This is a genomic window from Vibrio sp. CDRSL-10 TSBA (assembly GCA_039696685.1).
Lineage (GTDB): Bacteria > Pseudomonadota > Gammaproteobacteria > Enterobacterales > Vibrionaceae > Vibrio.
Genome location: CP155565.1, coordinates 854,708 through 878,456, shown reverse-complemented (window position 1 = coordinate 878,456; position 23,749 = coordinate 854,708). Strand labels below are relative to the sequence as shown.

Here is a 23,749-nt window from a genome sequence, read left to right as displayed (position 1 = left end):
TCAAGGCAAGAGGAAGTGTTATGAAAATCGGATTTATTGGCCTCGGCATTATGGGCAAACCTATGAGTAAAAACCTGCTGAAAGCGGGCTACTCGCTGGTGGTACTGGATCGCAATCAGGAATCAGTCAATGAGCTGGTGAATGCCGGTGCGGAGTCGGCAACGTCGCCAAAAGCGGTCGCACAGCAATGTGATGTTGTGATCACCATGTTGCCGAACTCACCGCACGTCCAGGAAGTTGCCTTGGGTGAAAATGGGCTGATTGAAGGTGCGCACGCCGGACTGACTCTGATAGATATGAGCTCCATTGCTCCGTTGGCAAGCCAGGAGATCGCCAGAGTGCTCGCCGAGCAAGGTGTCAGTATGCTGGATGCGCCGGTCAGCGGCGGCGAGCCGAAAGCGATTGACGGTACCTTGTCGGTCATGGTCGGCGGTGACAAGGGCTTGTTTGAGCAGTATTACGATGTTATGAAGTCAATGGCTGGATCTGTGGTGCACACCGGTGATATCGGTGCTGGCAACGTGACTAAGCTGGCTAACCAGGTGATTGTTGCGCTCAATATCGCGGCGATGTCCGAGGCGTTGGTTCTGGCAACCAAAGCGGGCGTTAATCCTGAACTGGTTTATCAGGCCATCCGTGGCGGCTTGGCGGGCAGTACAGTGCTGGATGCCAAGGCGCCTATGGTACTGAACCGTAACTTTGAACCTGGCTTTCGCATTGACCTACATATTAAAGATTTGGCTAACGCGCTGGATACTTCGCACGGAGTTGGTGCACAATTGCCGCTGACCGCGCAAGTGATGGAGATGATGCAGGCACTAAAAGCTGATGACCTGGCATCAAAAGATCACTGTGCATTAGCGTTGCATTACGAAAAACTGGCTAAGGTTACGGTAGCGAGCTAAATAAAACGCAGCAGGTTGTGACAGCCTGCTGCCTCATAATTTCTATCAAGTGGTGCTTATTGATGAAAATTGTTATCGCCCCTGATTCATATAAAGAAAGTTTAAGCGCGATTGAAGTCGCAGAAGCGATTGAAACCGGATTCCGACAGGTCTTTCCGGACTGGCAGTATGTGAAGTGCCCGACGGCGGATGGCGGAGAAGGGTCTGTGGAAGCATTAGTCGATGCCTCCGGTGGCGAAACGGGTGACGGTGAATGTGGTCGGTCCGCTCGGTGAACAACATGATGCTTTTTATGGGGTCTCCGGGGACAAGAGAACCGCGTTTATTGAAATGGCGGCAGCCAGCGGTATTGAACTGATTCCGAGCGCAAAACGTGACCCGCTGGTTGCGACCAGTTACGGAACCGGCCAACTGATCGAGCATGCCTTGAATCAGGGTATCCGTCATTTGATTCTCTGTATTGGTGGCAGTGCGACCAACGATGCCGGATGTGGCATGCTGCAGGCATTGGGTGTTTCATTCACGGATGCCAGCGGAGTCGAGTTGCCGTTTGGTGGTGCTGCATTACAGGATCTGGCTCACATCGATGTCAGCGCTCTGGATTCCCGCCTCAAAGAATGTCTGATAGAAGTGGCCTGTGATGTCAGTAATCCGCTGATCGGCACTAATGGTGCCTCACACGTGTACGGCCCGCAAAAGGGTGCAACGATGCAAATGGTAGAGCAACTGGATGCGGCATTGACCCGTTTCGCGGCGGTTGTCGAGCAGGATCTACAGCGTAAAGTGAGTGATATACCGGGTGCAGGTGCCGCGGGCGGGATGGGCGCCGCGTTTTACGCCTTTCTCGATGCTGAGCTCAAGCCAGGTATTGAGATCATGACCCGAGCAGTCGGGCTGGAGGCACTGATTAAAGATGCGGATCTGGTGATTACCGGTGAAGGGCGCCTCGACAGTCAGAGTGTTAATGGCAAAGTGCCGGTTGGCGTTGCCAGTATTGCCAAACGTTATGATCTCCCTGTTATCGCCATTGTCGGTGCACTGGGGGATGATATTGAGGCCGTTTACTCCCATGGAATTGATGCCGCCTTTGACTCCGTCTACAAGGTAACCACTTTTGAGGAGATTATTACTCAGGCAAAATTCAACGTCATTCGCAGCGCACACAACATCGCTGCTGCCCTGAAAGTCGGACAACAGCTCAATTAATATTCTATAAAATCAAACTAAAATACAGACAACACATGTCATTGTAGTGATGCAAATTGATGTTACAGATCTCTTCCACCCTTTTTATGCGATAACGCAGCGTATTAGGGTGAACAAATAATTTTGCAGACGTCTTTTTGATATCACAGTTATTTTCAAACCAGCACAATACAGTATTGATCAGTGTCGGATCGTGGAGTTCAAGTTGTTGTGCATGAGTGGCTAGCTTATTTCGTTGCCAGTGAGATAAGCAGCCCTCAAACAGTGCCGGCAACTCGTATTCGTGGTAAGGGTAAAACTGCTGTTTCGGATTGAGACGTTGCCCGCATTTCATCACCGCCATTGCGCTTTCAAACGCAAAAGGCAGTTCCTGAGGTTGGCTGTAAACCGCCCCCAGCGAGCACTGAAACGGTACCTTGAGCGACTCACTCAAATAACTGCGGATACTCTGCCAGTCATCAATTGCTTTGCCTTCCTCGCGCTCTGATTCGGAGACATTCAGCAGCACCACACTCGACTTATAAGAATATTCGGCTTTCAGTCGCATACGCGACCAGTTGTTGAGGACTTTGACTACCTCTTTTTGTGCCTCTGAACTGTCCACTTCAATCACGCACATCGCATGGTGGTTGAAGATGTCGACTTTGAGCTGAGCGGCCATATTGGTGATGTGTTCCAGCGAGGCACTTCGGTCAATGCATTCCAGTAACAGCTCTTCCAGTTTGCGTTCACTCCAGCGGGTCATCTCCATCATCGAGGTATACTCGACCACCATTTCCGCTGCCATTTTTACCATTTCGCCGAACGGACGCACTTCCACTAAGGGGCCGGAGATACCGATCACGCCAATCGCCGCATTGTTATACACAATCGGTAAGTTGACGCCCGGTTTAACGTTGGGAAACTCTGGCAACATGGTTTCGGAGATTTCGATAGGTTTGAGTTCAGTAAGAGCGAGAACGGCTCCGCCGTGCTTCTGATAGCGCCGGGCCGGGTTAGTCGAGGCAATGATGATCCCGGTCTCATCCATGACATTCAGCGGATACTTGATGATCTTCTGCGCGCGATCGACGATACGCTGCGCTAATTGCTCGTGTAACTGCATAGGTTCACTTTTTATTGGTAGAGGTTTCTTCAGACAAGCAGCCATGTTGATACATGGTCTAATTTTGGTTTGCTGAATCAGCCTAGCCCAAGTGAAATCGTTTTACTGAGATCCGACTCCCATGCTCAAAAATTGAACACAACCGAGGTTCGGTAAATTGAGTTTATCATGCCATTTGCAAAAATCTTTTCTGAGCTTGGCATATTCAGCATAAGCTAAAAGTCGCATAAGCAATGATCCGGAGCTATGGTTATGTACAGTGCGGAAAAGGACATGACTGATGGCAAGATGGATTGCAATGATCACAACAGTGTTGGTGCTGACGGGGTGTGGCGCTAAGTTTGTCTACCACAACATTGACTGGTTTGTGATTGATTATATAGAAGACTATGTCGATTTGGATTCAGCGCAGAAAGAGATGCTGAGCAATAAAATTGCGGCGTTCAGTTCCTGGCAGCAACAGGAAGAGATGCCTCGTTACCTGCATCAGTTAGAGCAGCTGTCATTGCTGCAACCGGCTCAATTTGGCCCGCGGGAACTCGACTTGCACCGAACGGAGATGCAGCAACATTATCAGCGCCTGGTATGGCATCTACTGCCGGATCTGTACCAGTTGGCGAATACCCTGAGCGATGCTCAGATTGAGCAATTTATGCAGGGATTAACCGAGCGCCAGCAAGAATTTGCCGAGAAGTATCGTGACAACACTCAAAGCCAGGCACGCCTGCGTTATCGGGAACGGATAACCGATAATCTTGAGGAGTGGTTTGGCCGTCTCAGCTCGCAGCAGGAGGATGTCGTTACCCAATGGGTTAACGAAATGAAAGTGACGACGGCGGATTGGATTGCCTTTCACAGTCGCCTGCGTCGCGAGTTAGCTTATTTGTTTACACAGCGACACGATGACGCTTTGTTCAGCGCGCAGTTACAGGCGTTATTGTTTGCTCCTGAGCAATTCTACAGTCCGGTGCTGCGTGCTAAATTTCAATATAATCAAGCGGTTTCCGATAAGTATCTGGTTGAGATTGTACGCTTGGCGTCAGATAAGCAAGTTACCTATTTTCGAGGGGAGATTAACGACTGGCAGCAGCTGGTGCAGGAAACTCAGCGAGGACATTGGCACAAGTGTGCGACAGCCCCCTGAAGAGCAGGGGGCGTCAGTGGGTCAGGTGGCAGATGCCAGTTGACGATGTTTACGCCGGCTGTAGTAAAACACCATCAGGCCCGGAATATAGAGCAGGGTGGATAAGGCCAGAGCGTTGAGGCCCGCGGCGTAAATCAGCCACAAACCGTACAGGCTGGCGCCGATGCCAATGGCTTTGATGGACCAGCTGGCGGCTTGTCCGAAAGCAATTTTGACCAGGTAAGCCCCCACCAGGAAGTACGGTATCAGGATCATCGACGTGGAAATCAGTACCAGAGTGTTATAACTCTCCCCGGTCCACATGATCAGTACCAGGCATAACTGGACCGTGACGCTGGTTAGCGTTAGCGACGCCGGTGAGGTGCCCTGTTCGTTCTGCCGGGCAAAAAAGCGCGGGAAGGCGCCATGCTGTGCAGCAGTGCACGGCACTTCAGCCGAGTACATGATCCAGCTCAGGTAAGAGGCCAGAACTGAAACGATAAGTCCGAGGCTGATTATCCACTGGCCAAGGCTGCCACTCATGTGTGCCATCAACCCGGCCATGGATGGATTGTTCAGCGCTGCCACATCAGCACGGCTCATCACTCCCAGAGAAAGCAGAGTGATGGCGACATACAGAATCAGCGCAAATACCACACCCAGACAGGTTGCTTTACCGATATCATTGCGACGTTTGGCACGTACCGATAATACGATTGCCCCTTCAATGCCGGTGAACACCCATAGAGTGATGAGCATGGTGCCTTTTACCTGTTCAATGAACGGGGTTTGCAAGCTTTGACCTGCGCGGTCGAAATCAAACGTTGCCGGCTCAAAGGCCCAGTAGGCCAGGACAATAAACGCAATCAGTGGCAGAGATTTGGCCAGGGTTGCCAGCAGGTTGATGAAGGCTGCCTGTTTGATGCCGCGCAGCACCAGATAGTGTACCGACCACAGGATAAGTGATTCGCCGATAAAAGCGGGCAGGGTGTTTCCGTCGCCAAAAATGACCGATTGTGGTGTATCGACAAAGGCGCCAATAGCGGCAAAGGCAACCACCAGGTAACCGACCACGCCAATGGTGGCGCACAGCCAGTAGCCCCAGGCGGATAAAAAGCCCGCCGTGTCGCCAAAGCCTGTGCGGGCGTAGGTATAGATTCCGCCATCCAGTTCAGGCTTGAGGCGGGACAAATGTAAGAAACAGCCGGCCAGCAGTAAGATACCCACGCCGGTAATAAGCCAGCCGGTGAGGATGGCATCCACACCAGCCACTTGTGCCATATTTTGTGGCAGACTGAAAATACCGGCGCCGACCATGGAGCTGAACACCAGAGCGGTCAGCGCGGTCAGGCCGATTTTTTGCGGTTGTTGCATCACTCGCTCCGATTAAGCGAAGTGCTGATGCAGCGCAGCGATATGCTCCGGCCCGATACCACAGCAGCCGCCAATCAGGCTGGCGCCCTGTTGTTGCCATTTTTCTGCCCATACCAGATATGCTGGTGGGGTCAGGTCGGCACGTAGTTCGTCAAGTCCATCGTTGGCCGTCGCGTCTTTCGGTTGCGGAGGAAACGCATTGGCGTAAGCACCAAGCTGAACTTGTTGTGCGTCTGCTTTGTCGAGGCAGCGTTGTGCGATGATCAAAGCTTCCTGAATCACTTCAGGCTGGCAGCAGTTAAACAAGATGGCGCTGACATTAAGATCCAGCATCGCATTGATGGCATCTTCAACCAGTTCACCAGAGCGCAGGCGAGGAACATCAGTCGGCTCTGAATCTTCCAGCGTAAACGACACCCACAACGGCTTGCGTTCGCTGTCGAGTTTATCGAGCAGGGCTTTTACTGCCACTGGTTCGGCAATCAGGCTTTGGGTTTCACACAGCCAGAAATCGACATGATCTTTCAATCCTTCGATCAAAGGGGTCGCAATTTCTTCGACCCGGTCAGCCTGATACAGATCGGCGCGGTAAGAGCCAAACAGAGGTGGCAGTGAACCGGCGATACGAGCGGTATTGCCTTCCAGTGCCACAGCCTGACGAGCCACTTCACCCGCACGGTGGGCTAACAATTGCGCTTCGCGTTTAAAGCGTTCTTCGCCGATATGGAAAGGCACGAGTGCGTAGCTATTCGTCGTAATGACCTGAGAACCACTTTGAATGAATGCGCAATGCACATCCCGAACAATTTCAGGAGCCTCTATCATCGCCAGTGCTGACCACTCAGGCTGACGGAACGGCGCGCCACGCTTTTCTAATTCACGACCCATTCCACCGTCGAGAACACTGACTGTATGATTTGACATAGATAAACCCTCTGTTGTTGTTTTGGATGTTTAAGCGCAAAGACGTTTAGACGTCTATAAGCTAAAGGTTATTGAGATAACATTCAACCTAAAACCCCACCAATTCCCTTAAATGGCGTTCAGATGCTGAAGTTTTGTCCGTTGTGTGCTCAGCTTGGTGCCGGCGATCAAAAAACGCACCTTAGGTGCGTTTTGGTGTCATTCGATGATGGATTGCCACAGCGCCTGCCAGTCAGCAGCACGTCCGTAGTATTGGCTAACCGGCACGCTGCGTAGCTCGCCGTCTTGTTCCAACAGTAACGACGGAAAGCCGCCCAGGCCAGCCTGATGCATCAGAGATCGAGTTTGCTCAATCGTCGCAACTACGGTTTCCCCGGCTTGATCCATAGCTTGTTGCCACGCTGCTGAATCCAGCCCTGCGGTTTGAGCCAGTTGTGCTAACAGTACCGGGTCGGCAACGGTCTGACCATCGACGTAATGTGCTTGTTGAATCCGTTTCAGCATCTCAAACTGACTTGTACCAGCGATACCGGCCGCCAGAATAGCCTGTGCGGTCAGATAGGAATCGAGAATCAGAGGCTGCCCGCTGCGGATGCGATCAATATAACCTTCGCCAAATTCCTGCCCGGTCATATGAGCAATGCGTTGATCCGCTTCCAGAATATGCTGGCGAAATGATGCGTCGAGAGTGGTTCTCTCCATCATGCCGCCCGGATGCAAATGCAGTTTGATTCCCGGCAGGTTAACCAGCGTCTGGATGAGTGACGTTGCGCCGTAGCACCAGCCGCACATAGGATCGAAAATATAGTGAACCTGAGTCATGAGTTGTTCCTTTAAACAGCGCCACAAGGGCTAACCTGAGAATAATGAGCGGCCTGGCGGTCATATGATGGGCTATGCCATCTCTCTCTACCGGGTCTGCGCATTCAGATGCAGTGTGTTATGCCATATTATAAGTGGTCTGTATAGAGTCGGTCATTTTACTGTCAGGGATGGCGTACGCTATTGAGCTGACAGGCAGACAATAGTTAAATGCGCAGCTGGTGAGCAGTTAAGTAAACAGGCAAGGATAATTTAAATGAAACGCACGGGAATTTTATTGGCGCTATTGATGGCGTGCAGCGGCGCACAAGCCGGGATCAGCATCGGTGACAAGTTGGATATTTCCACTGATTGCATGTCCGTTGAGGCTGGTGGCATCAAAGTCGGTGGCGGTGACTGCGATACTCACAAGAATAAAGCCAAAGGCGGTAAAAAGGATAATCATAGCTTTAATGGGCAAAACAATCCGGGTAAAGGCCATAACAAGAAGCAAAAATAAGAAAAGCACCTGACGGTGCTTTTCTTATTTTTGGCATCAGCCTGTTCGTTTTTGGCATCAGCCAGCTGCGCCGGGATGATTCGAAACGCAAGTCTCTCTTCCGGCGGGGGATTAGCATCCACCTTGTTGCTGGGCGTGTTTTACCATTGCCAGGCGCAGAGCTTCCTGCTCAGATGAACACTCATTTCCGTTATGTGTTTCATGTTCCGCTTCCTGTGGAACAAATACATAGTCTTTATAAAATGTCATCGTGGTTTCTCTGTAACTAAATTCAGACAAAAAAATAGAGGATGTTAACCAAGTTAACATCCTCCCTGATGCTTAATTTTCAGGCGTAGAGAGGGGGGGGAATTCCCCCCTCAAGACGTCTTATACGTCGTATGTTGTCGACGCTGTGTCACCACCGGTACCAGTCCAGTTGGTGTGGAAGAACTCACCACGTGCACGGTCAGTACGTTCATAAGTGTGCGCACCAAAGTAGTCACGTTGCGCCTGCAGCAGGTTCGCTGGCAGACGTGCTGTGGTGTAACCGTCCAGGAAGGTCAGCGCTGACGTAGTACATGGCATTGGGATGCCAGCTTCCAGCGATTTCGCTGCCACTTTACGCCATGCTGCCAGGCTGCTGGTCAGGATGTTTTTGAAGTACTCATCTGAGCCCAGGAAAGCCAGCTGCGCGTTGTTCTCGTATGCGTCACGAATGTTGCCCAGGAACGCAGAGCGGATGATACAACCACCACGCCACATCAGAGCCACGTTGCCGTAGTTCAGATCCCAGCCGTTTTCGTTTGACGCTTCACGCATCAGCATAAAGCCTTGTGCGTAAGAGATGATTTTTGAAGCCAGCAGAGCCTGACGCAGTGCATCCACCCACTCTTGTTTGTCGCCTTCCACCGGAGTGATGGTTTTGCCGAACAGTTTCTCGGCTTCAACACGTTGGTCTTTCAGAGCAGACAGACAACGAGAGAACACAGACTCAGAGATCAGAGTCAGTGGAATGCCCAGGTCCAGTGCGTTGATACCAGTCCATTTACCAGTGCCTTTCTGGCCCGCGGTATCCAGGATTTTCTCAACCAGAGCTTCGCCGTCTTCGTCTTTGTAGCCCAGGATGTCAGCAGTGATCTCAACCAGGTAGCTGTTCAGCTCAGTTTTGTTCCAGTCAGTAAACACAGCCTGCATTTCGTCTGCAGACATGCCCAGACCGTCTTTCATGAACTGGTATGCTTCAGTGATCAGCTGCATGTCACCGTATTCGATGCCGTTGTGCACCATTTTCACGAAGTGGCCGGCACCGTCGTTGCCGACCCAGTCACAGCAAGGCTCGCCAGCGTCAGTTTTAGCAGAGATGCCCTGGAAGATAGGCTTAACCGCTTCCCATGCTTCCGGCGCGCCGCCAGGCATGATAGACGGTCCGAAACGAGCGCCTTCTTCACCACCCGATACACCCGTACCGATGAAGTGGATGCCTTTTTCACGCAGTGCCGCAACGCGACGGTTGGTGTCAGGGTAGTTGGTGTTACCGCCATCGATGATGATGTCGCCTTTGTCCAGCAGAGGAACCAGTTGGTCGATGAATGCATCAACCACGGCGCCAGCGCGAACCATCAGCATCACTTTACGTGGCGCTTCCAGTTTGTCGACCAGCTCTTGCAGAGTGTAAGCACCCACAATGTTAGTGCCTTTCGCCGGGCCTTCCAGGAATTCATCGACTTTCGCCGCAGTACGGTTATGTGCTACCACTTTAAAGCCGTGGTCATTCATGTTCAGGATAAGGTTCTGGCCCATAACTGCCAGGCCAATTACACCAATATCGCCTTTCATTTTTCTCTCCTTCACGCAATCTTCGCTGCTGCGTCTAAATCTAAAAACCACTCTGTTTCACCAGCAGAAGACTGGATTTTCGCTGCTGGATACGGCAGATCTTCAGCAGGAGTGGTGTGAATTTCGTAAACGATCTCGGCCTTACCAGCGCCAAGAACAAGGTAACTAATACGTTTTGCTGCTTCCAGTACCTTCGCGGTTTTAGATACACGAAGCTGGCCTGATTCAGGGTGAGAAGCTACGACAGACAAGTTCTCATCATCGTAGTTGGTTTTACCCGGGAACAGAGAAGCCGTGTGGCCGTCAGCGCCGACACCCAGCAGGATCCAGTCAAAGACAGGCGTACCATTTTCTGATGGAATCATGTCAGCCATTTCCTGAGCAAAGCGTTCAGCTTCTGCCTGAGGCTCGTTTTCACCCAAAATACGGTGAATGTTGCCAGCCGGGATGTCGATTTGGCTGAACAGCAGAGTATTCGCTTCACCGTAGTTGCTTTCTGCATCATCCGGAGCGACACAGCGCTCGTCACCCCACCAGAAGTGCAGGTTTTGCCACTGAATAGAGCTCGCGTACGGCTCAGAAGCCAACAGTTTGAACAGCATTTTTGGTGTGCTGCCGCCAGACAGAGAAATGTGTACCGGGCGGCCCAGTTCGCTGAATGATTTCATATCATTCGCAAGTGATTCCACAACGGCATCCGCAGTTGGCAGGATTTTGTGATTGATCATAGTTCGCAATAGTCCGTATTGGTCAGATTTTTACAAGGGAAGCGCCAGTCACGGCCATCATTGCTCAGCAGGTCATCGGATTCTTTAGGTCCCCAGGTACCGCAGGCGTAGCCGTACAGAGATTGAGGATCTTGTTTGAAGTCCAGAATTGGCTGAACAAATCGCCAGCACGCTTCCACGGCATCCGTGCGCGCAAATAGTGTCGCATCACCGTTTAGTGCATCCAGAAGCAGACGTTCGTATGCGGTCAGCATTTTGGTCTCTTCCAGAGAGGCGTAGTGGAAGTTCATTGAAACTTCTTTCGCCTTAAAGCCCGCGCCTGGCTCTTTCAGACCAAAGCTCATCAGAATGCCTTCGTCAGGCTGAATACGGATGATGAGTTTGTTCTCTGGCGCATTTTGGCCAAACACTGGGTGCGGTGTACGTTTGAAGTGGATAACCACTTCAGTTACGCGGGTTGGCAGACGTTTACCACTGCGCACGTAGAATGGCACGCCATTCCAACGCCAGTTGTTGATAAACATCTTCAGTGCCATATACGTTTCGGTACGTGAATCTTCTGCCACGCCCGGTTTCGTCGCGGTAACCAGGAAGGAATTTGCCACGAACTTCAGATTCGGTGTACTGACCCAGAACCAGATTGTTACGCAAGTCGTCATCGGACAGCGGCTGCAGGCTCTGCAGGACTTTATTCACTTCGTTACGAATGGAATTGGCGTTGATCGCCGCCGGCGGCTCCATTCCCACCATGGCCAGAACTTGCAGCAGGTGGTTCTGGAACATGTCGCGCACTGCGCCTGAACCATCGTAATAACCACCGCGACCTTCTACGCCCAGGAATTCCGCACCGGTAATTTCAACGTAATCGATGAAGTTACGGTTCCAAAGTGGCTCAAACATACCGTTAGCAAAACGGAAAACCAGCAGGTTTTGTACGGTTTCTTTGCCCAGGTAATGGTCAATACGGTAAATCTGATGTTCTTTGAAGTGGTTATGGATTTCGATATCCAGCTCTTGCGCGGATTTAAGATCGTAACCGAACGGTTTCTCGATGATCAGGCGTTTCCAGCCATTGGATTCATCGTTCAGACCCTGAGAGGCAAGACACGCTGGGATCACACCGTACAGGCTTGGCGGTGTCGCGAGATAGAAGAGTGTATTGCGTTCAGTCTGGTTGTATTTATCAGCCAGCTGGTCAAGGCGGGTGGTCAGTTTTGAGTAATCATCCTGGTCGGATGTATTAATAGCTTGATAGTGAAGGTGTTCACAGAAGGCATCAAGGATTTCAGGTTCTGTTTTCTCCAGTTCCTGAAGCGAGCGTTTCAGCTTCTCGCGGTATGATTCATCACTGTATTCAGTACGGCTCACGCCTAAAATAGCAAAGGACTCAGGCAATTGCTTGCTTGCATACAGATGATACAGAGCAGGAACCAACTTACGGTAAGTTAAGTCGCCCGACGCACCAAAAATCACGATGCTGCTGTTTTCAGGTATTACCATCATCTTTCCCTTAGAAACGAGGTAGTTAGCATGCGCCAACCCTAGCAGCGCAATACACAAATAGAAAGAAGGTGATGCCTATAATGACGATAGGCAAAACCGATAGGGAGATCACATAAATAGCAAATATGAGATCTCGCCCGGAGGGGTATTGTCTACGACAATTTGACACACATCAACTATTGATAGCGCAATCGACCAATAATTGAGTTATTTTTTCGCTAACTTACTAATTTTTAAAGGTACTGATTGGTAAACTTAGTTTGAATTTCTCTCCAGTCCGGCCTTGTTTTTAAAATTGAGCCTTCATGTAGGCTTTAACGGTTTTAATCTGTTCGTCAATATCGACCTCGGTCAATTGCTGCGTCTCTAAGAAGCGCTGAGCGTATTCTGCATAAACACCGGTCTCCAGAAACAGCACATACAGTTTTGGGTCAATGTGGCCTGAGGTTGCCATCTGGGTCATGATGGCTATCGACTCAGTCAGTGTTTTGGCCTTTTTGTACGGCCGGTCACTGGAGGTCAGGGCTTCAAATACGTCAGCAATGGCCATTACCCTGGCCGGAATCGACAGTTGCTCCTCATTGAGTCCGCGCGGATAACCTTTCCCGTCCATACGTTCATGATGGTTACCGGCAATGTCCGGCACATTCTGCAAATGTTCCGGGTAGGGCAGGCTGCGCAACATCTCTATGGTTTGCACAATATGATCATTAATCACAAAGCGCTCTTCATCGGTCAGCGTACCACGGCGAATACTCAAATTATGCAGCTCGCCGCGATTGTATTGGACATCGAGGGGGTGGAGTGTGAACTCTGACTCCTGCTCCGCTGCCGGTTGGGTGTCTTTGGCCCAGGGAATGAGGTGCTCTGATTTATCGGCCAGCAATCCTTCCATAACGGGCAGGCTCTCATTGTCAGGGTAACGTTGCCGTTCCAGGTCGGAGACGCCCAGTCTGTTGTCCAGAGTTCGTTTCCATTGACGCTTGGCGATTTGCTGCAAGCGTTCAATATCCTCATCGCGCATGAACTCAGAGCCGATGTTGCATTGAGCAACAAAACTGAACTCCTCGTCTAAAGTGCGTTGGGTGCTGTCCAGTTGCTGTTGCAGTTCAGTTGGGTCGCCACCCTGGGCAACGGCCTGCCAATACTCGGCTTCGGCTTGCACTTTGAGCAGTTCGAAACGCATGCGTATCTCATGGATACGGTCATAAATCGTCTCCAGCTTGGTGGCTTTATCTACCACGAAACTCAGGTGTGGTGACTTTACCGCAGTCGTGCATCCAGGCAGCCAGATTAAGCTCTTCCCACTGTTCACTGTTCATGGTGAAGCGCGGGAAATAATGATGATCCTCCACCGCGGCTTTGGTCAGCATTTTGGTGAGCTCAGGTACACGCTGGCAATGCCCGCCAGTGTAGGGAGATTTGGTATCGATGGCCGAGGCGATCAAGGCGATGAAGGCATTCAGCATATCTTTTTGCTGCTGCATTTTGTCGATATTGTCTTTGGCGATTTCAGCAAAGCTGAGTACCTCACGCAAAAACGCGTGTTTATCGAGCTGAGCCTTGGTTGTGGTGCGTTCATAGCTGAGATTGAGGACGCCGACTAACTGACGATGGCGGTTAAGTAACGGGAAAAGATAGATATCGCTGTTAAACAAATACTCTTTGTGTTTGCGCAGGATATTGTCATCGCGGGTCAGGTGAACCAGCTCTCCTTTCTTCAGTTCAGAGAGCAGCCAAGGGGTATCCTGCACTAATTGATTGATATCGATTTTGAACGGAATAATTGCATGATTGGCGGCAGTCGTGAACGTTTGAGACTCATTCGAATACAAATAGAGCAAAATGGTTTCCGCTCTGGTGACGATGTAACTCTGATGAGTAATGGTTTTCGCCAGCACGTCAAAGTCCTGGTTGGATGCCGTTTCACGCAATAACTTCAGCAGGTCGTGCAGAGTGTGTTCCATCAATTCGATCGATTGAGTGAGGTCGGCGACCTCTTTGATCACGCTTTTCGGATAGCGGGTTTTCTGAAAATCAAAACGCGCGATGTTATCTGTCTGCACCACCAGGTTTTCCAGCGGACTGGCCAGACGCCGCGCCGTGAACCAGACAACCAGGAAACAGCCCATCAGCAGAAAAATAGCGACCATGATTTGCTGATCGCGCATAGAAAGCAGGTTCGCAAGCAGTGCTTTTTGTGGTGTTGCTTCGGCCAGGAGCAGATGGACGTGCTCATTGAGCGTCACCGGGGTCAGGGTGACGGACCATTCGTCAGAGGCGAAATGAGTGGTGGCATATAAGGTTTGGCTGCTGATACGGTTGGCGATCGAACAGAAAATACCTGAGGCCAGTTTCTGTTTTGTTTGCTGCTCGCTGTCACTCACCGTCATTCCGGTATTGTGTTCAGCCAGCAGGCGGAATTGATGATCGAACAGCGCGAGTTTGGCGTCCGGTGAGTAACCGATACGAGCCATCTGGTTGGAGAGTGAATCGAGGGTGAAATCGGCTGCCACGACGGTTTTGCCATCGAATGAACGTCTGGAGAGCGTGACGCCGTGCGTTTTAAGAAAGTGGAAGAAATAGGGCTCGGTCAGACGTGTAATTCCGTCATCCTGCGCTTGCAGGTACCAGGGGCGATTGCGTGGGTCGTATGCGTTGCCATGGCTTTGCCGGGTAACTATGGTATTTAGTTCATCATCAACAAACAGAACCAGGCTACTGCCATCGATACGAGTGCGGTTGATGAAAAGCCTTGCCTCAGGCGGTGCATCGAACCGCTCTCTTGACTCCGCGCTGTTGAGCGGCCTGATCATGGTAAAGTGTCCCTGCGCATTGCCGTAATAGAGGGCCACTAAATTCTGATTACGTTTGAATACCAGACGCAAAGAAGCAAACCAGCTTCTTGCCTCTTTGGGTGGCAGGTCCTGATCGACATAGTGGCTGAAGGCCATAAAATCGAGCGCTGTCAGAATAGGGGAGGCACTCTGACTGAAGTCCGCTTCCAGTTTACGGCTATTCTCATGACTGAGTTCTTTGGCACTGGTGGTGAGTAGCTGTTGTGAATGGTAGTAACTGATTGCTATGAGAGCAGATCCGACCAAAGTAACTAACACCACAAATAAAGTGCTGATTTGAATGCTCAGCGGGTAACGACGTTTCGTCATAAAACCATCCCTAGTTCAACGATGGTATAAGTATTGTTCAAGTTCTATAACTTGCAAAAATCAATCAATTAGCGAGTTTTTATTTTGCCGAAAGTTGCTTGGGGCTCACAAATTTCGTGTCGTTGAGCAGGGGAGTGCACATCTCAGTCGGCATCAGCAACACTATCCTGAGATTGGTATCCACCGGGGGATATTGTTAAACTGATTGAATAACAGAGGGAAGTAGCGATGAAACTAGCGGTTGATACCCACACCCACACGTATGCCAGCGGGCATGCCTACAGCACATTGATTGAGAATGCCCAATCGGCGGCGGAGCAGGGGCTGACCATGTTTCTGTACGACGGATCATGCTGAATCCATGCCGGGAGCACCTCACTATTGGTTTTTCTCTAATCAACGCGTTTTACCCCGTTTTCTGCGCGGTGTCGCAGTGGTTCGCGGCGTCGAATCCAATATACTCAATATCGCGGGTGAGATAGATATCCATCCGTCAGTGGATCAGAATCTGGACTGGGTGATTGCCAGTTTTCACGAGCCGGTCTTTCGCCCCGGTACGAAAGCACAGCATACTGAAGCGCTGCTCAATGTCATTCGCAGCGGCCGTGTTGATGCTCTGGGCCATCTTGGTAATCCGCATTTTGACTTTGATTTTCAGTCGGTGATTGATTGTGCCGCACAGCATAATGTCGCGATTGAAATTAATAACAGTACTCTGAAAGGGCACAGCCGCGCAGGCAGCGTTGACCGATGCTATGAAATCGCACAAATTGCTAAAGCGTGCGGAGCCTGGATTACCACTGGCAGCGATGCACATTTTTGCCAGGATGTCGGTAACTTAGCCTTGGCCAGTGAGCTTTTGGAACGGTTAAGTATCCCGTGTGAACAAGTTATTACTCACAGCGCCGCGCAATTTGTCCAATTTCTTGATTTACGTGGACGTCTTCCGGTTGAAGAGTTTCAGAACCTTTAATGTTTTTGCTAAGCCGGGCGGCGGATGTAAGTATTTGAAACAATTTCAGCTTAAATTTGCTGATCAGATTCAAGTACAATAAAGCAACTGAACTCAAAGGGTGGCAGATATAATGAAGAAAGGCATGATGCTTAGCGCTGCATTGTTACTCAGCAGCCAGGTTTTTGCTGCTGATGTCGATCTGAAGCAGACGATGAAACAGATGAAAGTGGCATTTAAACATGCCGCTGAAGCGCAGAACATTGAAGAGATGAAAGCGCCGGTCGCAGAACTCAACGAGCTGGTCTCCCATGCTAAGCAGGGTGAGTATCCGCCGGAAAAACAGGATTATTACCTGGAAGGTTTTAATAAGCTGAGTGTCGCGCTGGATAAAATCGAGAATGAACTGGAAAGTGGTGAATTCGAAGCGGCGCAAACGTCACTGCGCAGTGTCGATAATCTGAAAAAAGAGTATCACGAAGGCCGTAATCCAAGTATCTGGAAACGCCTGTTCGGCTGATTCCTGATGAATTATGGTGGTTTAAACGTTCAAAGGGTTGGTTAAACCACGGTCAATCTGTCGTGTAAGGCCTGATTTCGAGACTCACTCGGAGTCAGGCCTGATAAACTTCCAGTGGCAACCCGTCGGGATCCTGGAAAAAGGTGAACATGCGCCCGGTATACTCGTCAATCCGGATTGGCTCGACCTCGATCCCCTGTGATTCCAGGATGGTTTTTACTGCCTGCACATCATCCACGGCAAAAGCGAGATGACGCAGTCCCTGAGCTTCCGGATAACTCGGACGTGGCGGTGCATCCGGAAAGGAAAACAGTTCAATTTGTCCGCCATCTGGCAAAGCCAGATCAAGTTTGTATGAGTCGCGCGCTGCTCGGTAATTCTCCGCTACTATCTCCAGCCCTAATATCTGACTGTAGAAGTGCTTGGAACGCTGATAATCCGCGCAGATAATCGCTGCATGATGGAACCGCTTCAGCATCCGTTAATCAGTCCTTAATTCAGCCTTTGTCATTTAACTTCACGCTCAGGTGTGTCATCACATAGTCGATAAACACCCGTAAGCGAGCCGGCATGTATTTGGTTTGCGCATATTGCATCGCAATTGCACCATGGTAGTTACTCTTGATTGTCCAGTCTTTGAGTAACTGTACTACTTTACCGCTGGCCAAATCATCCTGCACCACAAAATCGTGAAAAATGCCGATGCCGAGGCCGTTTCTTGACCCCGTTTAAGCGCATTTGCGAATGGTTAACGGCATAACGCCCGCTAACAGCAACGGTATGGAACTCGTCATCTTTGAGAAAATCCCAGAGGTGGTCTTTGTTGGTTTCAGCGAGATACAAACAGTCATGCTGAGCAAGCTCAGTAGGATGAGCGGGATTCCCGCGTTCAGCCAGATATTCCGGACTGGCGCACAGCACCAGATTAGTTTTACACAACTCACGCAACACCAGATTTTCATCCGGTTTATCAGTCAGTTTAAATGCGACATCAATGTCATGTTTAAACAGATCTATCTCGCCATCGGCGGCGCGTAATTTAAGTTGGATCTGCGGATATTGCTTTAGAAATGGAATAACAAATGGCTGAAGCACCGAGTTTAAAAACGCTTCCGGAGCGGCAACAGTCAATGACCCTGAAGGTTCCGTATGGTCTGATCCCGATAATTCAACCGCCTGTTGCGCGGCATTTACCATCACCAGACACTGGTCGTAGACCTTTTGTCCCGCCTGGGTGATCACCAGTTTACGAGTGGTACGTTCGAACAGTTTGACTGAAAGCGCCTGCTCCAAACGCGTGATCAATTTGCTTAACGCCGAGGGGGTCACGCCGAGTTTTTTTGCTGCAGCAGTAAAACTGCCTTCGTTGACCACTAAAATAAAGGTCGCTAAGTCAGGAAGCAGGCCTATCAGTTTGGTATTGAGCATGTCCGATTTTTCTTCAGTTACTAAATTAAAATTCAACGTGGGTTTGCCAGGCGCTCTTTCGCTGTGCGATCAAGCCGGTAACGAATTGAATTCGATGACAATCTACCGTCACGCTCGATTTAAAGGACGATGTGACAGCGTGATAAAGTGTCTCATTCTTGCAGATTTATGTGTAATTAGTGTCCAGTGATTGCTTTTTGTCTGTCAATCTGTGCGCTGTGCCAAAAAAAATGTTAACAGGAAGGGGTAAAAAAGAAGATTGGCTGTATATGTTATTGATAGAAAAGTATTTATTTTATCTTATTTTGTGAATTCAGGTCATAAATATTTGTAAAGTTGGCTGTTTTTTTGCGGAATTATCAATTGGAAACAGGGTACCCAGACCGGTCAGGCTGTTTAAAAAAGCGTGCCAACTGCGCGGCCGCAGTTGGCAGGAACGACAGTCTATATGAACAACAGTATGTAGGAACAAGCGTTGAAGGAGCAATTGGCTTATTTGAGTATGCCGAGCGCTTTAAGTTTTCTGTATAAGGTGTTCCGGCTTATCCCCAACATTCTCGATGTGCGGCTGATATTACCCTGGTTGGCCTGATAGGCCTGCAGCAGGGTATCGTCTACCGTCGTTTTGAGATCAACACTTTCTGTCGCCGGCTCGCTCGGGTTTTTTACGGTCAGAGATTTACTGATATGACCTGGTACATGCTCGAGCCTCAGCTGTGGCTCATCGCTCGCCAGCAGACAAGCCACCTTCATCAGGTTATCGAGTTCACGAATGTTGCCAGGCCAGTGATATCCGCACAATAAGCTCATAAGATGAGGACACAAGGTCTGCTGATCCAGCCGGTACTTGCTATGGATATGTTCAATTAATGCCGCTTTGTCCTGGCGCTCACGCAGCGCAGGCAACTGCAATACTAAGCCATTAAGACGGTAGAACAGATCCTGGCGGAAACGACCTTCAGCCACGGCCTGTTCCAGATCTTTGTGTGTTGCGGCGATGATCTGAATATCAACCTGATAACTCTGATTGGAGCCCACCGGTACCACCAGTTTATCCTGCAGCACGTGCAGTAATCTTGATTGCGCTTCAAGCGGCATATCGGCGATTTCATCTAAAAACAAGATACCTTGATCGGCTTGTCTGATTTTACCCTGATAGCCTTTACTGTTCGCGCCGGTAAACGCCCCCCCGACATATCCGAACAGCTCGGATTCAATCAAATCTTTAGGCAGCGCGCCGCAATTGACACTGACCAGAGTCTGGTTTTTACGTGAGCTACGTTGATGCAGAGCTTTAACAAACTCACCTTTGCCCACTCCGGTTTCGCCCAGGATCAACAAAGTAATGTCTTTATCAATCAATTTGTTGGCTTGTTGCCAGGCTCGCTCGGTCGTCATATCGCCAAAATGTAAGTCGCAAGATGCAGAGTAATGGCGCGCTTTGCGTGGTGCGGAATTCAGCTCATGCTTTTCATACACGAAAGCTGCGGAATGCGCGCCGAACAAATCTTCAACCGAGTGGCCAATCACGGAGTTTTGCGCCAGCAGTTGAGCGGCGATGTGGTTATGGGCCAGCACTTTGCCGCTTTCATCCGCAATCACAATGCCTTGCCAGCCACTGTTAAGCAGGGAACGATCACACGCCAGATCAATTCGCATCGAACCCTGCGGAATATCGCACAGCAGATGATTTTCAATCAGCTGAACCATGTTTTGCACCAGAACCTGAGTGGATAAATCATGCTGTTTTTGTTCACTGGTGATGTCCAGGATGCCAATCAGTTCCCCCTGATGATTAAACACCGGACAGGCAGAACAACTGATGAAGTGATGCTGCCTCATGTAATGTTGGTCGCCAATAATGGTGACCGGCCTGGCTTCAAAAATCGCGGTGCCAATCGCGTTAGTGCCTTTGATTTTTTCCTGCCAGCAAGCGCCGGACTCAAGGGCGATTTCTGTCAGGCGTTGCTCAAAACGAGGTTGCCCCCAGCTTGAAAGGATAACGCCTTCCTGATCGGTCACGATCAGGCGACTGTCACTGTGTGCGCACATTTGGTTGAACAGGGGCAGAGCATACTTCTCAACGGCGGCAAGTAAAGAGGTCGCGCGCCACTGACGCTCCTTCAGCTGATAATTTGGCAGGCGAATGTGCTCTGGCTGACTTCTTTGGTTCAGACCTGCTTGCTGGCTTCTGTGCCAGGACGTGGTCAGCCAGTCTTGATTAACTGATTGAATTTGCATAACTGTTCCATGTTGTCACAGTGGCAGTGTGTCATTTTGGCACACTGGAACACTGGGTGGCAGTACCCAACTTCGGTTCCCGGATAACACTGTTCTTGTAATCATATTGGTAATCATAGTTTTACATTTATTTAACAACAAGCTTTCTCATTCTGGCCTGTGATTTGCGTTGTGTAGTACAGCAACTGTGCAGCAAGGTGTTGCCATTCTGTCTTACATGGCTACCTGCTGCGCGATCATCAACCCAAAATCGATAACCACAATAATCAGCTAAAACGGCGCTGTTTAAACGTAACCGCTCTGTTTAATACGTGAACGAGAAAGTAAGAAGGAACGAACGATGATTTATGCACAACCAGGATCGGACAACGCGATTTTCAACTTCAAAAGTCATTACGATAATTTCATTGGCGGCCAGTGGGTAAAACCAGTCAACGGCCAATATTTTGATAACACATCGCCGGTCAACGGCCAGCCGTTCTGTAAAGTGGCACGTTCCGGCCCGGAAGATATCAGCCTGGCGCTGGATGCTGCCCATGAAGTGCGTGCAGAATGGGCCAGAACCAGTGTGACTGAACGTTCAAATCTACTGCTCAAAATTGCTGACCGCGTAGAAGCAAACTTAGAAAAACTGGCGTATGTGGAAAGTTGGGAAAACGGTAAGCCAATTCGTGAAACGCTGGCCGCTGACCTGCCATTGGTGGTTGACCATTTCCGTTACTTTGCTGGCTGTATTCGCGCCCAGGAAGGCAGTGCAGCCGAGATTGATGCGACAACGGCCGCTTACCACTTCCCAGAAACCTATCGGTGTAGTAGGCCAGATTATCCCGTGGAACTTCCCGATGCTGATGGCAGCATGGAAACTGGCGCCTGCGATTGCGGCCGGTTGTTGTGTGGTGCTGAAACCTGCAGAACAGACCCCAACGTCGATTCTGGTGCTGATGGAAACCATCGGCGACCTGCTGCCGGCGGGCGTAGTCAACGTCGTTAACGGTTTCGGTTCTGAAGCGGGCCAGGCTCTGGCGACCAGTAACCGTATCGCTAAACTGGCCTTTACCGGTTCGACCGAAGTGGGTAACCATATCCTCAAATGTGCCGCTGACAACCTGATTCCATCCACCGTTGAGCTGGGTGGTAAATCACCCAATATCTACTTCGCTGACATCTTTGACCATGAAGATGCGTATCTGGAAAAATGTCTGGAAGGTACCTTACTGGGCTTCTTCAACCAGGGTGAAGTGTGTACCTGTCCTTCACGTGTGCTGGTGCATGAGGACATTTACGATAAGTTCATCACTAAACTGGTCGAACGTGCGAAAACCATCAAGCAGGGGAACCCGTTGGACACCGACACCCAGGTCGGCGCGCAGGCCTCTCAGGAACAGTTCGATAAGATCCTGAGCTATATGGAGATTGGTCGTCAGGAAGGCGCACAGGTACTACTTGGTGGTGATGCAGCGCCGCAACAAGGTGACATCAGTAAAGGCTACTATATTCAGCCAACGATGCTGGCAGGTCATAATAAAATGCGCGTATTCCAGGAAGAGATCTTTGGCCCGGTTATCGCGATTACCACCTTTAAAGACGAAGCAGAAGCTCTGGCTATCGCTAACGATACCGAATACGGTTTAGGTGCCGGTGTGTGGACACGCGATACCAACCTGGCATACCGCATGGGACGCAATATTGAAGCAGGACGTGTGTGGATTAACTGCTACCACGCGTATCCGGCGCATGCCGCATTCGGTGGCTACAAAAAATCAGGTATTGGCCGTGAAACTCACAAGATGATGCTGGATCATTACCAAAACACCAAAAACCTGTTGGTTAGCTATGATGTTAATCCTCTGGGTTTCTTCTAAGCTCTGGTTGAGTCACTCCCCTGGCTGATTAACCGCTTAGATTCAAAGCCAAAGCGCCCGAAAGGGCGCTTTTTTTGTGCAATGTTAAAATAATAAACGCTATTTGTTCCTGTGATTCACTAATGTTTTTCCGCAAATCAGGATAATCCCTTTCTGGCGCTTGGATTACACTAAGTAGTAATCAATGTTTACAGTGTAAATGGATCCGATACAGGATCGGTTTCTCTGGCCCTACTGACCGCAAGTCAATCCAAGAACAAAGAAGGAAAATGCAATGTCTTCTGCTTTTTATCAACAGATTCGCAATCAGCTTGAGGAAGTTAAAGCTGAGGGTCTTTACAAATCTGAGCGTGTCATTACCTCACAACAACAAGCCTCAGTTCATATTTCGTCTGGTGAAGATGTCCTTAACTTTTGTGCCAACAACTACCTCGGTCTGGCTAACCATCCTGCGCTGATTGAAGCGGCGAAAGAGGGCATGGACTCGCACGGTTTTGGTATGGCATCGGTACGTTTTATTTGTGGTACGCAAGATACTCACAAAGCACTGGAACAAAAATTGTCTGAATTCCTGGGTAAAGAAGACACCATTCTTTACACCTCTTGTTTTGATGCCAATGCAGGTTTGTTTGAAACCCTGTTGGACAAAGAAGACGCGATCATTTCTGACGCACTAAACCATGCTTCGATTATCGACGGTGTACGTCTGTGTAAAGCGATGCGTTTCCGCTACAGCAACAACAACATGCAAGAGCTGGAAGAGCAACTGATCGCTGCTGATGAAAAAGGCGCACGTAACAAACTGATCGTCACCGATGGTGTGTTCTCAATGGACGGCGTAGTGGCTAACCTGCCGGCGATTTGTGACCTGGCGGATAAATACAATGCCTTGGTTATGGTGGATGACTCGCACGCGGTTGGTTTCATGGGCGAAAACGGCCGTGGTACACATGAATACCACAATGTGATTGACCGTATTGACATCATTACCGGTACTTTGGGCAAAGCGATGGGCGGTGCATCAGGCGGTTACACGTCTGGTAAGAAAGAAGTGATCGACTGGCTGCGCCAGCGCTCTCGCCCGTATCTGTTCTCTAACTCTGTGGCTCCGGCCATCGTCTCTGCTTCTCTGCGCGTATTGGATCTGCTGCAAGAGAGCGGAGAGCTGCGTACTCACTTGTGGGACAACGCGGCGCATTTCCGTGCTCGTATGACGGATGCCGGCTTCACCATGGCAGGCGCAGACCACGCCATCGTGCCTATCATGCTGGGTGATGCCAAAGTTGCGGCAGAGTTTGCCGAGCGCGCTCTGGCGAAAGGCATTTACGTGATCGGCTTCTCTTTCCCTGTGGTACCAAAAGGCCAGGCCCGTATCCGTACCCAGATGTCTGCAGCACACTCTCGTGAGCAACTCGATAAAGCCATTGATGCCTTTATCGAAGTCGGTAAAGAGATGGGTCTTATCTGATCCCCGGTCAGGAGCCGTATTGATTCAGGTTTAGGAAAAACTCCGCCTGCAGCGATACGGCTTTTCGCCGAAAACATCGTATTTTTTGCCTCGCACAGCGCGGG

At 50.1% G+C, this 23,749-nt stretch carries 14 protein-coding genes and 6 pseudogenes; 8 read left to right on the top strand and 12 right to left on the bottom strand.

What is annotated here, in order from left to right:
• Positions 1-20: 20 nt before the first annotated feature.
• A complete protein-coding gene (gene garR / locus ABDK09_04280) occupies positions 21-905 on the top strand; it encodes a 2-hydroxy-3-oxopropionate reductase (protein XAW87459.1) in 885 nt (294 codons plus the stop codon).
• 62 nt (positions 906-967) lie between these two features.
• Positions 968-2,111, top strand: a pseudogene (locus tag ABDK09_04275) (glycerate kinase).
• A gap of 4 nt (positions 2,112-2,115) precedes the next feature.
• On the opposite strand, the gene ABDK09_04270 reads toward ABDK09_04275, so the two are convergent.
• Positions 2,116-3,216 (bottom strand): sugar diacid recognition domain-containing protein, encoded by a 1,101-nt coding sequence (locus ABDK09_04270; protein ID XAW87458.1) that lies wholly within the window; start codon positions 3,214-3,216, stop codon positions 2,116-2,118.
• 280 nt (positions 3,217-3,496) lie between these two features.
• Here ABDK09_04270 and ABDK09_04265 point away from each other — a divergent pair, with 280 nt between their 5' ends.
• Positions 3,497-4,360, top strand: coding sequence for a DUF6279 family lipoprotein (locus tag ABDK09_04265; GenBank protein ID XAW87457.1), 864 nt, complete (start codon positions 3,497-3,499; stop codon positions 4,358-4,360).
• 21 nt (positions 4,361-4,381) lie between these two features.
• Here ABDK09_04265 and ABDK09_04260 read toward each other — a convergent pair whose 3' ends face one another.
• From ABDK09_04260 to ABDK09_04250, 3 genes are all read right to left on the bottom strand, one after another.
• Positions 4,382-5,713, bottom strand: a complete 1,332-nt coding sequence (locus tag ABDK09_04260; GenBank protein XAW87456.1) for a basic amino acid/polyamine antiporter — start codon at positions 5,711-5,713, stop codon at positions 4,382-4,384.
• A gap of 12 nt (positions 5,714-5,725) precedes the next feature.
• Positions 5,726-6,637 (bottom strand): homocysteine S-methyltransferase family protein, encoded by a 912-nt coding sequence (locus ABDK09_04255; GenBank protein ID XAW87455.1) that lies wholly within the window; start codon positions 6,635-6,637, stop codon positions 5,726-5,728.
• A 198-nt stretch (positions 6,638-6,835) separates the two neighbouring features.
• On the bottom strand, positions 6,836-7,459 hold the full coding sequence (locus tag ABDK09_04250; protein XAW87454.1) for a DsbA family protein: 624 nt from the start codon (positions 7,457-7,459) through the stop codon (positions 6,836-6,838).
• Positions 7,460-7,715: 256 nt separating this feature from the next.
• Here ABDK09_04250 and ABDK09_04245 point away from each other — a divergent pair, with 256 nt between their 5' ends.
• Entirely contained in the window at positions 7,716-7,958 is a 243-nt protein-coding gene (locus ABDK09_04245) for a CG2 omega domain protein (protein XAW87453.1), read from the top strand.
• 111 nt (positions 7,959-8,069) lie between these two features.
• Here the strand turns inward: ABDK09_04245 and ABDK09_04240 are convergent, their stop codons facing one another.
• From ABDK09_04240 to ABDK09_04220, 5 genes and pseudogenes are all read right to left on the bottom strand, one after another.
• Positions 8,070-8,267, bottom strand: a complete 198-nt coding sequence (locus ABDK09_04240; GenBank protein ID XAW88501.1) for a hypothetical protein — start codon at positions 8,265-8,267, stop codon at positions 8,070-8,072.
• 60 nt (positions 8,268-8,327) lie between these two features.
• Entirely contained in the window at positions 8,328-9,776 is a 1,449-nt protein-coding gene (gene gnd / locus ABDK09_04235; protein ID XAW87452.1) for a decarboxylating NADP(+)-dependent phosphogluconate dehydrogenase, read from the bottom strand.
• An 11-nt stretch (positions 9,777-9,787) separates the two neighbouring features.
• Complete coding sequence (pgl, locus tag ABDK09_04230) at positions 9,788-10,504, bottom strand: 6-phosphogluconolactonase (protein ID XAW87451.1); 717 nt, start codon at positions 10,502-10,504, stop codon at positions 9,788-9,790.
• Positions 10,501-12,004 (bottom strand): annotated as a pseudogene (gene zwf / locus ABDK09_04225) (glucose-6-phosphate dehydrogenase). Before zwf ends, pgl begins: the two are co-directional and overlap by 4 nt.
• A gap of 292 nt (positions 12,005-12,296) precedes the next feature.
• Positions 12,297-15,174, bottom strand: a pseudogene (locus tag ABDK09_04220) (HD domain-containing phosphohydrolase).
• 228 nt (positions 15,175-15,402) lie between these two features.
• Between ABDK09_04220 and ABDK09_04215 the strand changes: the two are divergent.
• Both ABDK09_04215 and ABDK09_04210 read left to right on the top strand, forming a co-directional pair.
• A pseudogene (locus ABDK09_04215) lies at positions 15,403-16,147 on the top strand (phosphatase).
• A 112-nt stretch (positions 16,148-16,259) separates the two neighbouring features.
• Positions 16,260-16,646: a cytochrome b562 gene (locus ABDK09_04210; protein XAW87450.1), complete on the top strand. Its 387-nt coding sequence runs from the start codon at positions 16,260-16,262 to the stop codon at positions 16,644-16,646.
• A gap of 94 nt (positions 16,647-16,740) precedes the next feature.
• Here ABDK09_04210 and ABDK09_04205 read toward each other — a convergent pair whose 3' ends face one another.
• From ABDK09_04205 to ABDK09_04195, 3 genes and pseudogenes are all read right to left on the bottom strand, one after another.
• Positions 16,741-17,124 carry a VOC family protein gene (locus ABDK09_04205; GenBank protein XAW87449.1) on the bottom strand — a complete coding sequence of 128 codons (384 nt, stop codon included), beginning with the start codon at positions 17,122-17,124 and terminating at the stop codon, positions 16,741-16,743.
• Positions 17,125-17,143: 19 nt separating this feature from the next.
• A pseudogene (locus ABDK09_04200) lies at positions 17,144-18,074 on the bottom strand (LysR family transcriptional regulator).
• Positions 18,075-18,566: 492 nt separating this feature from the next.
• Positions 18,567-20,315 (bottom strand): sigma-54-dependent Fis family transcriptional regulator, encoded by a 1,749-nt coding sequence (locus ABDK09_04195; GenBank protein ID XAW87448.1) that lies wholly within the window; start codon positions 20,313-20,315, stop codon positions 18,567-18,569.
• Positions 20,316-20,655: 340 nt separating this feature from the next.
• On the opposite strand from ABDK09_04195, the pseudogene ABDK09_04190 reads away from it, so the two are divergent.
• A pseudogene (locus ABDK09_04190) lies at positions 20,656-22,177 on the top strand (aldehyde dehydrogenase family protein).
• A gap of 274 nt (positions 22,178-22,451) precedes the next feature.
• On the top strand, positions 22,452-23,645 hold the full coding sequence (locus tag ABDK09_04185; protein XAW87447.1) for a glycine C-acetyltransferase: 1,194 nt from the start codon (positions 22,452-22,454) through the stop codon (positions 23,643-23,645).
• Positions 23,646-23,749: the final 104 nt, after the last annotated feature.